A 15,361-nucleotide genomic window follows, 5' to 3' on the forward strand; every position below is an offset into this window, starting at 1 on the left:
TTCAATAATAAATGAAAGGGCAGTAAATAGCCCTTTCATTGTCAATCAAATAACAGTTTCTAAACCATTGAAGAGATCAATCCACAGTCATGCGGTTTATCAAAACCAGAACTACTATGCACATATTCAGTAATTAGCGATCCAATAATTTTAACTGACTCTTTGTTAGTTGTTATAAATCCCAATGGCATCGTCACTGGCAAAGTTTCTGGTTGAGAAATATGATAGATAACAACAGATAATTCATCCTCGAGATGAAGGATCTCTACATTACCATCTAACAATCCTTCAACAAGCCCTTTAGTGTGCTCGTGGAACGGACCTAGTTCATGCTTCCATTGCCTAGCTGCCCTGGAATCAACATCATCTGAGACGGGTACATATAGCACAGGTTTATATAACCGCTTATCTTTCGTGCTCGACTTGTGGATAAAATCACTCAGGCTAGAGATAAAGCGTTCGCTCTTTGACCAGTATGGATCTGATGGTGCTATCCATATGAAATGACTACCGCCATGATCAGCTTTATCTTTGATTCGCTGACTGAGCACTGGAGCCAAAGCTCTCAGCAGCCTTTCCCAATTATTTTTAGCGTATATTGGGCCTAAGAAAGTTGTTCTACCTGAGGCAGAGTATTCTTCCAAGGCCTGCATATCCTTAATAAAGGCCGGATTAAGCTGATTAGTTTTTGAGTCAAATAGCTTAAGTGTATTTTCATCGTTGAGTGATACCATGGATTTAACAATACTCATTGTATTGTTAGGTCGTAATAACCTTGATATTTCAATAGCCATTAACTCATGAACACATTCAGAGCTATTTAAGTGCTCATAGTCTTCACGCTCGACAGCTTTACCATCGTTATCCATTTTAAACTCAGTTGTTAAACGTAACGGCATTTGCCGGAGTTTATTAACAGAATTAACTGTATAAATAGAAGGCTGTTCTTTTCCGCCCTGAACTTGTAAGTGAGAAAGATAGCCTTTATCTAGAATCTGATTAAACTGATACTGGAAGTGTTTCTCAACCAATTTCTCACTTTGAGAAACATTGTTGTCATCAACCTTTAATAATATCCCCCCCCTCCAGTGGTCTTGGATATTTTGGTTGCTGAAGCAACTAAAAGTGGCTAAATCAAATGATAATGTACCACCACTATCTTGGACAGTTGAAAGGTGTGGCATCTCTCCAACCTCAGAAAAATATCCATTTGATTTGTCAGTTAAGGTCAGTCTACCTTCCGCGGAGAGCGTAAGTTCGCCGCGCTGTACAAGATCTGAGATTGCCTCCTCCGTCTCACAGTGGCTCAAGCCGAAATAAGTTGATATTTGTGCTTTGCTCATTGAGGCTACATGAACAAGCCTCAGAACAAATTCCCGGATAAATGGTAGTCCTTTCTGGGAAATATATGAGAACTGAATGTTAAATTTCTGTGCAGGCAGTAAGAAGTCAACTTCGTGATAGGTTACTTTGTTATCAGACATCATTTCTTTTTCCCTCCCTGTTGAGCGGAGAGGAACACATATCCAGCGTCCTGACCTCGTTCAGTCATATAGCGAACAACGGAGCCTAATGGCAGCTCTTTATTATTTCCCTTCCATATATCGGCATTACCAACTATCAATAAGCGATCCATTGCTCGTGACATTGCTACATTGACACGGTTTGGTGCGCGTAAGAAACCTGGGCTATGTTGCTTATCCGAACGCGTCAGAGATAAAATGATAATTCGATTTTCCTTGCCCTGATAGCTGTCAACCGTATCAATTTTAACAATATCCTTGAAGCCATCGCTCCAGATTTCCTGATTGAATTTCTGACGTAGCAACCGCTTTTGTTCGGCATACATACAAATTACTCCGATTGCTGCTTCATCTTTATTAACGAGCTTTGAAAGCTGAGCGACGAATTCTTCATTCTCTGACACCTGTTTAAGTACAGAAATAATCTCGTCAGCTTCACTTCGGTTGTAAATACTTGTTCCACGGTCTCCAAGGTGGTGGGCCCGATGACCCAAGGAGGCAGTATCCAGCCAAGTCACTACGTTACGTAAAGCTTCTGGTGCATGCTGATAGACATCAGGAATTGCTCGCTCTCCATTTCGAAGCTTCCCTTCGTAGAAGGTCTTTGATACAAGTTCACCAATTGGAGGAGCCATACGATATTGGGTCAGCAGAGCTGCACTAGCTTGTGCACCATAAGTAGAGTTGAAGGCGCGAGCAAAGTCACTTCGTAATACCTCATCAATTTCAGTGCGAGAATTATTGATACCCAATTTCCTCGCTAATGCCGCCTTGTGAGCATCTGAGTACAATGGTGGAAGCTGCAGATGGTCTCCAACTAACAGGACGCGTCTCGCCGACTGCATCGCAATGGCCAGTTCACTCGCAATCGAGCGCGCAGCTTCATCAATAATCACCCAATCGTAGATATTCTCTTGGATACCAATATGCCCCTGTCCAATACCGACGCATGTGCCAGCCACTAGCTGCCTGGAACGTGAATAAAACTCATCAAGGTTCACTCGCTCTCCCGACATAGCATCCTGCATATCCCGGGATATTTTAGCTAATGCCTTTACTCGTCGAGCCTCATCAGGTCTGACACCATACTCCGTACATAGCCTTGAGATCAGAATGTCTTTTGCTGCAGAGACCTTTGCGTCTTTGTCCAGGTTAATCCCATACTCCTGACTCAGTCTGGAGCGGATGGAAAAGTTGAGTTCGACTGCAATATCTTTCAGTTCGTTGATCTCTTTTGGATCGGTTAAATCGTTAACCTGATAGAGCAATTTCTCAAGATGATCTATTTGCTTGAACAGCCTGAGCTCCGCAAGCACGACACCCGAAATAAACCCTGGCTCCAGACCAATGGCTTCACTCAGCGCTTCAACGCGGTACTTAATTTCAGCATTGAACAGTTCGCGTTTCTCTGTTGTGATTGCGTTCGAATAGACATCTTTCAGCCCAGGAGAAACAGCCCCTTCACGGTTACTGAACCTGACGATATCCAGCTCTGTACCAAGTCGAGAACAGTGCTTTCTGATGCGCTCGGCTGCTGTATTCACAGCCTCGTGTGACTGACTAACTAATAAAATGCGTTTGGTGTTCTGTTTCTCAATCAGGTAGTGGACAAAGGCCGCGATAAACTCAGTTTTACCTGTCCCTGGTGGTCCCTGCAACAGGGAGAGAGGTCCATTATTAACCAATATGTTAAACGCCTTTCTTTGCTGTTCATTCAGACTGATCTTGTTTCCGTGTTGGTCTTCACGGTCGTATCTGGCAAAATCGGCATCGCTGACAGTGACACCATAATTTTGAGCATCCTGTTTGCAGGATGGGTCGAACAGGTCAATTAAGTCAGGTAGCACACTCTCCCGATCGATGAGGCGTTCCAGCGCTCGTTTACGCTTCTGATAAGACGCCCGATCCTGCTTTGTGCGGAAGAAGACAATATCAGAATCTTTCAACCTATAGGCTGCTGAACGTACCCTAACCAATCGAATCTCCTTGAGCTCTGACTTCTTAAGTGACACCTCACCTATAAATCGCTCAACCCCTTCCTGATCGACCTGCAAGGCTTCAACGTCATCACTACTTCTAAATGCGCCAAGAGGATCAACGTCTGCAGAGTAAGGAATGAGTAGCTCCCCGTGAGCATCTGCAACAGGTATTACCTCCCCACTGACTTCAATGTTCGGATAGGATTCTGTTTCAGTATCCAGGATTGCACGCCACAGTTTCACCGTTGGGATTTCCAGCACTTCTTTTAAAGCAGGCTCAAGCACCCGCTTATCCAGTCTGGCAAAGGCATCTTTTAACTGAAGAGTAAGCGGGTCCTGCGACTGAATGTCTTCAGATGCGGTAATCAACTCGATTGCCCGGGCAAAAGATTCTTCTTTATTAAGCAATACTGTCAACGCCGACATATCCTGCGGGCTGCCTGGAGTAATCCTGATACCCGTACCAATTTCGAACTGGCTTTCATCAATATCTTGCTTACGAATTGATGAACGAGCCCTTGGATTAAAGCCATAAAGCAGCGTCTTCTGTTCTTTGCTGAACATTGCAGAAAAACTGCCACCAATTCCGGTGAAAGTGACTTTTACTTCAGCTGGCTCTTTACGATTTGGCTCAACTTTGACATACAGATGCCCGTTATCAGGCAGAACAGAGATTATTTCATCGGCGTTTCCTGCTGTAATCTCTATCAGATCTTGTGTTGACGCTTGGTCATAACTGTCTACCGCTTTTTTAAACCGGCCTAAATCTTTAAACCCAAAAATAGGATCTTCCAGTTCAGCCCGGATGGCATTCGCAATCGTTGGGTAAAGGTCTGATTCATCCCCCCAGGACAAACCTAACAACTCGCAGGACATCTTCATCACTGCATAGTTATCGCGTTCAAAGGAAGTGCAATTATCAATATATTCAGGGCTGTAGCTGTGGTTTTTAGGTTCGTCACCCGACGGTGAAAAGTCGGGGATATCGATGAGGAAAAGCGAGCGCCCCTCCGTCCTAAGCATCACATTGCCTGGGTGGATGTCTCCGTGAGAAACACCAAGACCGTGTAAATGCTCAACTGAAGCGACAAACTTATCAATGAGATCGATTTTTTCATCATCCGGGACCACCATTTTGTCCCAGGTATCTCCTTGTATCTGGTCAGTGACCATGTAAAGACTCGATGATTTAGATGCGATACCAAATTCACGGATTTCAGGCAGATACGTTGGTTTAACTAAAGAAAGCTGTTCGATCTGTTTTAAAAACTTCAAAACCTGGAAGTTTATTGATGAATCGTCTCCTTGCCCACCAACATTTAGCCACGCCTTCACGAGCCTTCCACCCGAGATATAGACTTCTTTATCAGATGTTTCTACCAGAAAATCATCATCTTCCCGATACTGACGAGAGTGGTTAATAGGATGCCTGTAAGGGTCAAGCTCAGTATCATCAAATGTTGGGAGCGCCTCGCCAGCAGGTTCAGCTTGTTTAAGGGCATCAAAGAAATCCGTCGCGGAAGTAAATTTTGCAGCAACAGCATCCAGTAATACATCTGAATACCAGTGCTGACTGTTTAACATACTCTCCTGTACAGTCTCCAGACTCTTTGGCGACATTCGCATACCACTTAATAAGTGCCAGGCTACAAGACCCAGGGCATGAACATCCTGCTGAAAAGGCGTAAGTTCGCCCCCATCAAGCATGTCTTTTACCTCGACAGCACCCACTGATAAAAGCTTACGATAATCTCCGACCGTTCCAACTGGTCGATGGTATGCCGAAATAAAGTTTGACAGGGCGACTTCTTTTGAAGGTGAAATCCACAGGCTGTGATCGGCGATATCTCTGTGAGCAATTTTCATCTCATGGAGATCGCTAAACTTTGCAATGAGTAGTTTGACTACATTTAAACGGTCTTGGTCAGAAAACGACTTACCATACTTCCCGATGAATTCGTTAAACCGAACATGACCTGGCGGAAGCTCATAGACTTCGCTGTACTCAGCTGTCACCTCATCTTTCTGAAAACTGGTTAGTGACCTCAGGCAGTGGTTATAAAGGTCCCGATTCTGGTAATTGATGTGCTGTAACACTTCACGCTCACGTGAAACGATCTCAGTTCTTCCTTCCGGCGTGTACGCTTTCGCCCCTGGGATATTCCGGAAATTCCATACTCTGAGTAATGCTTCGCTATTTGCCGATATCTCTGATTTTGCTAGGTATTCCCGATACACCTTTTTAGGATGCTCGAAAATCATATCTTTAGCTTCGAAGCCATTAACCCTCAGAGCTTTGGGCGCTGTCTGAGGTCCTAAGAAAAGGTTATCAAAAAGGGGAAAATCTTTGTTCAGAACTTGGGAACCTGGATGGGGTCTGAAGTAGTTGTTGAATGTGTTGCGATCAGCAAATTTAAGAAAATCTGTTAACGAGATTGTATGGTGAAGTTGTTCTTCCGGTAACTCACTGAAGTCCGCATTGCCAGTCATCACAACAAAGAAATGTACAATTGGAACATAGCCTTTGTTCGTAAAACGCTCTGCCAGACGCTTGAGTTTGTTGTCCAGCGTGAACTTTTTTCCACGGGTTACGCTTACTGGCGAGCGCCCCATGTTTTTGCCGCCCTTATACCAGGTCTCTCCGCGTGCTGTTACAGGCTGATGATTCCAGTCCTTCAATTCAACAATGATCACATTACAATGCGTAACAATGACTAAATCGAATTCACCTTCTTTTTTTGCCTCAACAAAACGAAAACCTGCATAACCTTTCCAGGGAAACATTCCGTTGCCAGTATAGCCATAGCTTTGTAGCTGCTCGCCAATTGAGCCTCCACGTACAGGTTTGTCAGGCTTAGATACGTTATCTGAAAAAGCAGCCTTTATTTTCTCGATTGCTACCACTTCTTGCTCTTGCAAGCCACCATCCCACATCTCTACTTCCAACGGAATTCCCCTTAGATTTCTATCTAATTTGTTCAGATAATTAGGCTGTTATTCTTGTAAGTAACGGATAATATGTCTGAATTTCCTATATGTTTTCCGTAATTAAGAGCTTTTTGCCATAATCAATTGACTGAAATGTCGGCTAACTCACTAGTGAGATTCAATCTATAGGTCAGAGCTTCCTATCAGAAATTTGGATGCCTTCAATACTAAGTCAAACTCGTACAGTTAATAAAATGATGGCAATGTGTTATCGATATGTCCTAAAAGCGATTTACACATCTGGTTCGTGTTCCGTCAGCCCTAACTACGTAAATGTACGCCGAGTGAGCACTCCCTTGTAGCGTGTCCTATCCCGTAAAAATTACGTCAACATACCGCCATCGCAATAACAATAACTACAACACTATGATAAAAAAAGTATTCGTTGACAATTATCAATTCTGATTCGGCCCAGAAACAAATACGGTCTCGTTGGGTAGGCTTCGTGCCTTTGTTCAGGACAACAAAATCCGGGGCTGAGAACGACTACGATGGATAGTCTAGGCGAGCCGCAAACAAGAAAGAAAGTGCGAAACAGAAGAAGGGGGCCAACACCTCTCGGAAGGGCGCTACAGCCTGGGGATAGCTAAGGTTAGTATATCATAATGAAATTTTCTAACTATTGGATCATATGTCAGAATGTTCGGTAATCATCTGATAACAAACCATTTTCTTCAGCGATGCTATTGAGTCTTTGTAAGCCAAAACTATACTCAATTCTCAGGTCGTTTGTTGCCTTGGTCCTTATTTCTTTTTCAACGGAGTCATCCTGTACTTGTACTACAGTCTGGATGCCTTCCTTCCCATGGACATGATGATGCAACCTGGAATTTGACCCAACATGGGATGTTTTTGGACATTTTTTAGTCATAGCGTACACCATACTCAGTAGGTTACCGATATAACGAGTATGCGGCACTTTTGTGTGCATCACAATTAACAGAAGTGTTGCAACTATGTGATAGAAGGTTCTATAGCATAACTACTTGTCCTTACGGGCAAACTTTATTGTTTAATTGTAGGCTTACGGGCAAACTTTATTGTCATTTCACAACCTGCCTGACCGTGGTGCCCGACAACCTGGGCTGTCGGGCGTTATCATTAGTTCAGACCAAGAAAATACTGGGCGATTTTAAAGTAGATAATCAACCCAGTACCGTCGATAAGCGTGGCGATAAACGGGGCGGAAACCACGGCGGGATCAATGCCGATACGCTTGAGCACCATGGGGATCACTGATGACACCACGGCGCTCCACAACGTAATGCAAACCAGAGTCAGGCTGACGATTAGCGTGATTTCCACTCCGATACCCATCATCCACGCGCGCAAGCAGCCTGCCAGACCCAGCGTCAGGGCGATCAGCAGCGAAGTTGAAACTTCTTTGCGGATCACCCGACCCATATCGCGCAGCCGCACTTCTCCCAGCGCCATTGAACGTACCAGCGTTGAGGTGATCTGCGTACCGCTGTTGCCGCCAGTACCAATTAATAGTGGAATAAAAAAGGCCAGTGCAATAGCAGATTCCAGCGCCTCTTCAAAATGTTGAAGAACGCTGCTGGTATAGGCTTCTGCGACAAAAAGTAGCAGGAGCCAGACAGAACGTTTTTTCCACAATGTCCACGGGCTAATCTCCAGGTAGGGTTTTTCCAGCGGCAACGTTGCCCCCTGAAGCTGAACATCTTCGGTAACATCATCTTCCTGTAGATGAGCGATCTCTTTTTCCATCAGACAACCGACCAGCTCACCTTTCTCAACGACAGCCACCAGATCGAGTTCGCGTTCGGCTAACTCGGCAACGACCTGTGCCCGTTCATCATCAGGCTTTACATGAAACAAACAACTGTCCGTAAGATGGTTGATGCTCAACGATGTATCTTTTTCCTGCAATAAGCGCTTGATGGATAACACCCCGCGCAGCGCTTTTCCAGCTACAACAAAGACCTGGCCTGGAATATCATCCGTTGTGAGCTGGGAGACAAAGTATTCACGAGCGCCGTTCACGCTGAGATGATCCGGCAGGGTAATAAAATCGGTGCGCATATATTGCGCGATAGCATCGCCATTGAAATCCGGCATAGGATGATGGGCGGCGCAGAGTGGCATAGATGACATGGTGTAATTCCCTATAAAAATCTCTCATAGGGGCGAACAAGACAGGGTTAGCGCAGGCGGATCCCTACGTCCTGGTTTTAGCACTGAACAACGTATCTGCCCGATGGTGAAATCGTCAGAAGTTACCTTGGCAACACCTTGATTCGATGGATGCCTGTATTTCCCTGAGTGGCCTCTCTCGATACCAGCAGGGCGGTAACTTGTATTTGTACAGGAGCCTCGCCATAACGAGATCGGTAAATGAGCCACTATTATAGCGATGTCTAATTATTGATTATGTTTATAGTTGTGAATGTTTATCAATCGTTGATATACGAAATATTCCCTGTGCCAGAGCGCGATAGGGCTGAAGTGGAAACTACAACCGAATAGACATATTGAATCCAGGTGTTAGTATTCAATAGATAGCAGTTATGAGTATGCGTGTTTCATTTCCGGCCAGGAACGCTGATGATGACAACATTACTACCCGATTTCACAGCATTTTCGTCATTCACTTCCTGCGCGGCGCAGGTTGCCTTAGCGCCTGTCCGCTCTCTGGCCATGGTTTCTTATTCCTTCTCATCCCGGATGGAATCTCCCGCTGAATAGCTATTCAGTGGGCTTTGTGACACGCATCGTTTGATAACAGGGATTACGGCGGGTCGAATATGGATAAGTTTAAGCGTCATGTGATGTGGTGGGGGGCGGGCACCCTGGTCGTGGTGGCTGCGATAGCATGGTGGATGCTCCGTCCTGCCGGAATACCGGAGGGGTTCGCAGCCAGCAACGGCAGAATTGAAGCCACCGAAGTGGATATTGCTACCAAGATTGCCGGGCGAATTGACACGATCCTTGTGTCGGAAGGGCAGTTCGTTCGTCAGGGCGAGGTGTTGGCGAAAATGGATACTCGCGTGCTGCAGGAGCAGCGGCTGGAAGCGATCGCGCAAATCAAAGAGGCCGAAAGCGCGGTGGCGGCGGCGCGAGCGCTGCTGGAACAGCGGCAAAGTGAAATGCGCGCCGCGCAGTCGGTAGTAAAACAGCGCGAGGCGGAGCTGCAGTCGGTTTCTAAACGCCACGTGCGTTCCCGTTCGCTATCCCAGCGTGGGGCCGTGTCTGAGCAACAACTGGATGACGATCGGGCCGCGGCAGAAAGCGCACGTGCGGCGCTGGAATCCGCAAAGGCGCAGGTCTCAGCGGCAAAAGCCGCAATTGAAGCCGCTCGCACCAGCATCATTCAGGCGCAAACCCGCGTAGAAGCCGCGCAGGCCACCGAACGTCGTATTGCGGCTGATATTGATGACAGTGAGCTGAAAGCCCCGCGCGATGGTCGCGTGCAGTACCGCGTTGCTGAGCCGGGTGAGGTGCTTTCTGCGGGTGGGCGCGTCCTGAATATGGTCGATCTCAGCGATGTCTACATGACGTTCTTCTTGCCTACCGAACAGGCTGGCTTACTGAAGATTGGCGGCGAAGCGCGCCTGGTGCTGGATGCCGCACCGGATCTGCGTGTTCCGGCGACCATCAGCTTTGTGGCAAGCGTCGCGCAGTTCACACCGAAAACGGTCGAAACCAGCGATGAGCGGCTGAAGCTGATGTTCCGCGTTAAAGCGCGTATCCCGCCAGAGCTGTTGCAGCAGCATCTCGAGTACGTGAAAACCGGTCTGCCGGGCATGGCGTGGGTGCGTATCGATGAAAATCGAGCCTGGCCTGACGACCTGATGGTGAGGTTGCCGCAATGACGCATCTGGCGCTGGTTCCCGTTCCTCCCGTGGCGCACCTTGACGGCGTGAGTCAGCATTACGGGAAAACGGTAGCGCTGAACAATATCACGCTGGATATCCCCGCCCGCTGTATGGTGGGGCTGATTGGCCCGGATGGCGTCGGAAAATCAAGCCTGCTGTCGCTCATCTCCGGCGCGCGAGTCATTGAACACGGTAACGTGATGGTGCTGGGCGGCGATATGCGCGACCCGAAACATCGCCGGGATGTCTGCCCACGCATTGCCTGGATGCCGCAGGGGTTGGGGAAAAACCTGTACCACACGCTGTCGGTGTATGAGAACGTCGATTTCTTTGCCCGGCTGTTTGGCCATGACAAAGCGGAGCGTGAAGCGCGGATTACCGAGCTGCTGAACAGCACCGGACTGGCGCCGTTTCGCGATCGTCCGGCCGGGAAACTCTCGGGTGGGATGAAGCAAAAGCTGGGGCTGTGCTGCGCGTTGATCCATGACCCGGAACTGTTAATTCTCGATGAACCTACCACCGGGGTCGACCCGCTGTCCCGCGCCCAGTTCTGGGATCTGATTAACAGCATTCGCCAGCGGCAGACCAACATGAGCGTGCTGGTTGCGACCGCCTACATGGAAGAAGCCGAGCGCTTTGACTGGCTGGTGGCGATGAACGCCGGGGAGGTGCTGGCCACCGGGAGCGCGCAGCAGCTACGCGAAAAAACCAACACCGACACGCTGGAGCAGGCGTTTATCGCGCTGTTACCCGAAGCCCAGCGTCAGGCGCATAAGCCAGTGGTGATCCCGCCGTATCACGCTGAGCAGGAAGAGATTGCCATCGAGGCGAAAGATCTGACCATGCGCTTCGGCAAGTTCGTGGCCGTTGACCACGTTAACTTTCGTATTCCGCGCGGGGAAATCTTCGGTTTTCTCGGCTCCAACGGCTGCGGTAAATCCACTACCATGAAAATGCTCACCGGGCTGCTACCCGCAAGTGAAGGAGAGGCGTGGCTGTTTGGGCAAGCGGTTGACCCGAAGAATATCGATACCCGTCGCCGGGTAGGCTATATGTCGCAGGCGTTTTCGCTCTACAGCGAGCTGACCGTACGGCAAAACCTCGAGCTACACGCGCGGTTGTTCCATATCCCCGAAGCAGAAATCCCGGGGCGGGTACAAGAGATGAGTGAGCGCTTTTCGCTGACCGATGTCGAAGACGCGTTGCCCGGCGCGCTGCCGTTGGGGATCCGTCAACGCCTGTCGCTGGCGGTGGCGGTGATCCATCGCCCGGAGATGCTCATTCTCGATGAACCAACCTCCGGGGTCGATCCGGTGGCGAGAGACATGTTCTGGCAACTGATGGTCGATCTGTCGCGTCAGGATAAAGTGACCATTTTTATCTCCACCCATTTTATGAACGAAGCGGAGCGCTGCGACCGCATGTCGCTGATGCACGCCGGAAAAGTCCTGGCCAGCGGTACGCCGCAGGAGCTGGTGAAACAGCGTGGTGCCGCCAGTCTGGAAGAGGCGTTTATCTCCTGGTTAGAGGAAGCGGCAGGTCCTGCGCCGGAGGCTCAGTTACCGCCAGCCAATGTCCCGGCAGTGCATGAAAACAGTCAGCCGCCGCACCAGGGATTTAGCCTGCGGCGCTTGTTCAGCTACAGCCGCCGCGAAGCGCTGGAGCTGCGACGTGATCCGGTACGTTCAACGCTGGCGCTGATGGGCACGGTGATCCTGATGCTGATCATGGGCTACGGCATCAGCATGGATGTGGAAAACCTGCGTTTTTCGGTGCTCGATCGTGATCAGACAGTCAGCAGCCAGGCGTGGACGCTGAATCTGGCGGGATCGCGCTATTTTATCGAGCAGCCGCCGCTCACCAGTTATGACGAGCTGGACAAACGGATGCGCTCGGGCGAAGTCGCGGTAGCCATAGAGATCCCGCCAAATTTTGGCCGCGATATCGCGCGTGGAACGCCGGTGAAGATTGGCGTCTGGGTCGATGGCGCAATGCCGAGCCGTGCGGAAACGGGCAGAGGTTACGTGCAGGCGATGCACCAGACCTGGCTGCAGGATGTGATGGCGCGTCAGCCAAATAGCAGCGGGCAAAACGGACTGATGACCATTGAAACTCGCTACCGTTACAACCCGGATGTGAAAAGCCTGCCAGCGATTGTTCCGGCGGTGATCCCGCTGCTGTTGATGATGATCCCCTCCATGCTCAGCGCTCTGAGCGTGGTGCGTGAGAAAGAGCTGGGGTCGATTATCAACCTGTACGTGACGCCCACTACCCGCAGCGAGTTTTTACTCGGCAAACAGTTGCCTTACATCGTGCTGGGCATGCTGAACTTCCTGCTGCTGTGCGCGCTGTCGGTGTTTGTATTCGGCGTCCCGCATAAGGGGAGTTTTGTGACCCTGACGCTGGCCGCGCTGCTGTACGTCACCATTGCCACCGGGCTGGGATTGTTAATTTCCACGTTTATGAAAAGTCAGATCGCCGCCATTTTTGGTACGGCGATTATTACGCTGATCCCGGCGACGCAGTTTTCCGGGATGATCGACCCGGTCGCCTCGCTGGAAGGGCCGGGACGGTGGATTGGCGAAATTTACCCAACCAGCCATTTTCTGACCATCGCGCGCGGGACGTTCTCTAAAGCGCTGGATCTGACCGATCTCTGGCCGCTGTTTATTCCACTGGCGGTAGCCATTCCGGTGGTCATTGGTCTGAGCGTATTGCTGCTGAAAAAACAGGAGGGGTGATGCGCCGATTACGGAATATTTATAACCTCGGCATCAAAGAGTTACGCAGCCTGCTGGGTGACAAAGCGATGCTGACGCTGATCGTCTTCGCCTTCACGGTCTCGGTTTACTCTTCTGCGACCGTTCTGCCTGGGTCGCTGCACCTGGCGCCGATTGCCATTGCCGATATGGACCAGTCGCAGTTGTCGAATCGCATTGTGAACAGTTTTTATCGTCCGCGGTTTTTACCGCCGGAGATGATTACCGCCGATGAGATGGATGCCGGGCTGGATGCCGGGCGCTATACCTTCGCCGTGAACATTCCGCCTGATTTTCAGCGCGATGTACTGGCTGGGCGGCAGCCGGATATTCAGGTTAACGTCGATGCCACGCGGATGAGCCAGGCCTTTACTGGCAACAGCTATATCCAGAATATCATCAGTGGCGAGGTGAACAGCTTTGTGTCGCGTTACCGCGAAAACAGCGAGCTGCCGGTGGCGCTGGAAATGCGTATGCGCTTTAACCCTAATCTGGAACCCGCCCGCTTTGGCGCGGTGATGGCGATTATCAACAACATCACCATGCTGGCGATTGTGCTTACCGGGTCGGCGCTGATTCGCGAGCGTGAGCACGGGACCATTGAGCACCTGCTGGTGATGCCAGTGACGCCGTTTGAAATCATGATGGCAAAAATCTGGTCGATGGGGCTGGTGGTGCTGGTGGTTTCCGGTCTGTCGCTGATGCTGATGGTAAAAGGTGTGCTTGGCGTACCGATTGAAGGCTCGATACCGCTGTTTATGCTGGGAGTGGCGCTGAGCCTGTTCGCCACCACATCAATCGGCATTTTTATGGGCACGCTGGCGCGCTCCATGCCACAACTGGGGTTGCTGATGATTCTGGTACTGCTGCCGTTACAGATGCTCTCCGGCGGCTCTACACCGCGTGAAAGCATGCCGCAGGCGGTGCAGGACATTATGCTGACGATGCCGACTACCCATTTTGTTAGCCTTGCGCAGGCGATTCTTTACCGCGGCGCAGGGCTGAGAGATCCCCTCATAATTTCCCCAAAGCGTAACCATGTGTGAATAAATTTTGAGCTAGTAGGGTTGCAGCCACGAGTAAGTCTTCCCTTGTTATTGTGTAGCCAGAATGCCGCAAAACTTCCATGCCTAAGCGAACTGTTGAGAGTACGTTTCGATTTCTGACTGTGTTAGCCTGGAAGTGCTTGTCCCAACCTTGTTTCTGAGCATGAACGCCCGCAAGCCAACATGTTAGTTGAAGCATCAGGGCGATTAGCAGCATGATATCAAAACGCTCTGAGCTGCTCGTTCGGCTATGGCGTAGGCCTAGTCCGTAGGCAGGACTTTTCAAGTCTCGGAAGGTTTCTTCAATCTGCATTCGCTTCGAATAGATATTAACAAGTTGTTTGGGTGTTCGAATTTCAACAGGTAAGTTAGTTGCTAGAACCCATGGCTCCTTTGCCGACGCTGAGTAGATTTTAGGTGACGGGTGGTGACAATGAGTCCGTGTCGAGCGCTGATTTTTTCGGCCTTTAGAGCGAGATTTATACAATAGAATTTGGCATGAGATTGGATTGCTTTTAGTCAGCCTCTTATAGCCTAAAGTCTTTGAGTGACTAGATGACATATCATGTAAGTTGCTGATAGGTTTCCAGTTTTCCGCTCCTAGGTCTGCATATTGTACTTTTCCTCTTACTCGACTTAACCAGTACCAACCCAGCTTCTCAACGGATTTATACCATGGCACTTTAAAGCCAGCATCACTGACAATGAGCGGTGTGGTGTTACTCGGTAGAATGCTCGCAAGGTCGGCTAGAAATTGGTCATGAGCTTTCTTTGAACATTGCTCTGAAAGCGGGAACGCTTTCTCATAAAGAGTAACAGAACGACCGTGTAGTGCGACTGAAGCTCGCAATACCATAAGTCGTTTTTGCTCACGAATATCAGACCAGTCAACAAGTACAATGGGCATCGTATTGCCCGAACAGATAAAGCTAGCATGCCAACGGTATACAGCGAGTCGCTCTTTGTGGAGGTGACGATTACCTAACAATCGGTCGATTCGTTTGATGTTATGTTTTGTTCTCGCTTTGGTTGGCAGGTTACGGCCAAGTTCGGTAAGAGTGAGAGTTTTACAGTCAAGTAATGCGTGGCAAGCCAACGTTAAGCTGTTGAGTCGTTTTAAGTGTAATTCGGGGCAGAATTGGTAAAGAGAGTCGTGTAAAATATCGAGTTCGCACATCTTGTTGTCTGATTATTGATTTTTCGCGAAACCATTTGATCATATGACAAGAT

The 15,361-nt window shown here is 49.1% G+C and carries 6 protein-coding genes, 1 pseudogene and 1 riboswitch; of the genes and pseudogenes, 3 read left to right on the forward strand and 4 right to left on the reverse strand.

Annotation, left to right across the window (positions count from 1 at the left end; genetic code table 11):
* Nucleotides 1-59: 59 nt before the first annotated feature.
* The 3 genes from GPJ68_RS01200 to GPJ68_RS01210 form a co-directional block, all read right to left on the reverse strand.
* Nucleotides 60-1,487, reverse strand: coding sequence for a hypothetical protein (locus tag GPJ68_RS01200; protein WP_000986687.1), 1,428 nt, complete (start codon nucleotides 1,485-1,487; stop codon nucleotides 60-62).
* A complete protein-coding gene (locus GPJ68_RS01205; RefSeq protein WP_180837407.1) occupies nucleotides 1,484-6,436 on the reverse strand; it encodes an AAA domain-containing protein in 4,953 nt (1,650 codons plus the stop codon). Before GPJ68_RS01205 ends, GPJ68_RS01200 begins: the two co-directional genes overlap by 4 nt.
* Nucleotides 6,437-7,591: 1,155 nt before the next feature.
* A complete protein-coding gene (locus GPJ68_RS01210; RefSeq protein WP_046274494.1) occupies nucleotides 7,592-8,605 on the reverse strand; it encodes a magnesium transporter in 1,014 nt (337 codons plus the stop codon).
* Between the two features lie 55 nt (nucleotides 8,606-8,660).
* Nucleotides 8,661-8,844, reverse strand: a riboswitch (M-box (ykoK) riboswitch).
* Between the two features lie 411 nt (nucleotides 8,845-9,255).
* Between GPJ68_RS01210 and GPJ68_RS01215 the strand changes: the two genes are divergently transcribed.
* The 3 genes and pseudogenes from GPJ68_RS01215 to GPJ68_RS01225 form a co-directional block, all read left to right on the forward strand.
* Nucleotides 9,256-10,323, forward strand: a complete 1,068-nt coding sequence (locus tag GPJ68_RS01215; RefSeq protein ID WP_046274495.1) for an HlyD family secretion protein — start codon at nucleotides 9,256-9,258, stop codon at nucleotides 10,321-10,323.
* The gene (rbbA, locus tag GPJ68_RS01220) at nucleotides 10,320-13,067 is read left to right on the forward strand and encodes a ribosome-associated ATPase/putative transporter RbbA (RefSeq protein WP_104652225.1); all 2,748 of its coding nucleotides are present in this window, start codon (nucleotides 10,320-10,322) and stop codon (nucleotides 13,065-13,067) included. The genes GPJ68_RS01215 and rbbA overlap by 4 nt, the downstream gene beginning before the upstream one ends.
* Nucleotides 13,067-14,086 (forward strand): annotated as a pseudogene (locus GPJ68_RS01225) (ABC transporter permease); the annotation flags it as partial. The gene rbbA and the pseudogene GPJ68_RS01225, both read left to right, overlap by 1 nt.
* A 13-nt stretch (nucleotides 14,087-14,099) precedes the next feature.
* Here GPJ68_RS01225 and GPJ68_RS01230 read toward each other — a convergent pair.
* Nucleotides 14,100-15,308, reverse strand: a complete 1,209-nt coding sequence (locus tag GPJ68_RS01230) for an IS4-like element ISVsa5 family transposase (RefSeq protein WP_001339197.1) — start codon at nucleotides 15,306-15,308, stop codon at nucleotides 14,100-14,102.
* Nucleotides 15,309-15,361: the final 53 nt, after the last annotated feature.

Source organism: Citrobacter sp. 172116965, from assembly GCF_013458095.1.
Taxonomy (GTDB): Bacteria; Pseudomonadota; Gammaproteobacteria; order Enterobacterales; family Enterobacteriaceae; genus Citrobacter; species Citrobacter braakii.

Coding starts and splice junctions, on each gene's coding strand:
- GPJ68_RS01205 (WP_180837407.1), bottom strand. CDS start 6,436: ATGTGGGATGGTGGCTTGCAAGAGCAAGAAGTGGTAGCAATCGAGAAA.
- rbbA (WP_104652225.1), top strand. CDS start 10,320: ATGACGCATCTGGCGCTGGTTCCCGTTCCTCCCGTGGCGCACCTTGAC.
- GPJ68_RS01230 (WP_001339197.1), bottom strand. CDS start 15,308: ATGTGCGAACTCGATATTTTACACGACTCTCTTTACCAATTCTGCCCC.
- GPJ68_RS01215 (WP_046274495.1), top strand. CDS start 9,256: ATGGATAAGTTTAAGCGTCATGTGATGTGGTGGGGGGCGGGCACCCTG.
- GPJ68_RS01200 (WP_000986687.1), bottom strand. CDS start 1,487: ATGATGTCTGATAACAAAGTAACCTATCACGAAGTTGACTTCTTACTG.
- GPJ68_RS01210 (WP_046274494.1), bottom strand. CDS start 8,605: ATGTCATCTATGCCACTCTGCGCCGCCCATCATCCTATGCCGGATTTC.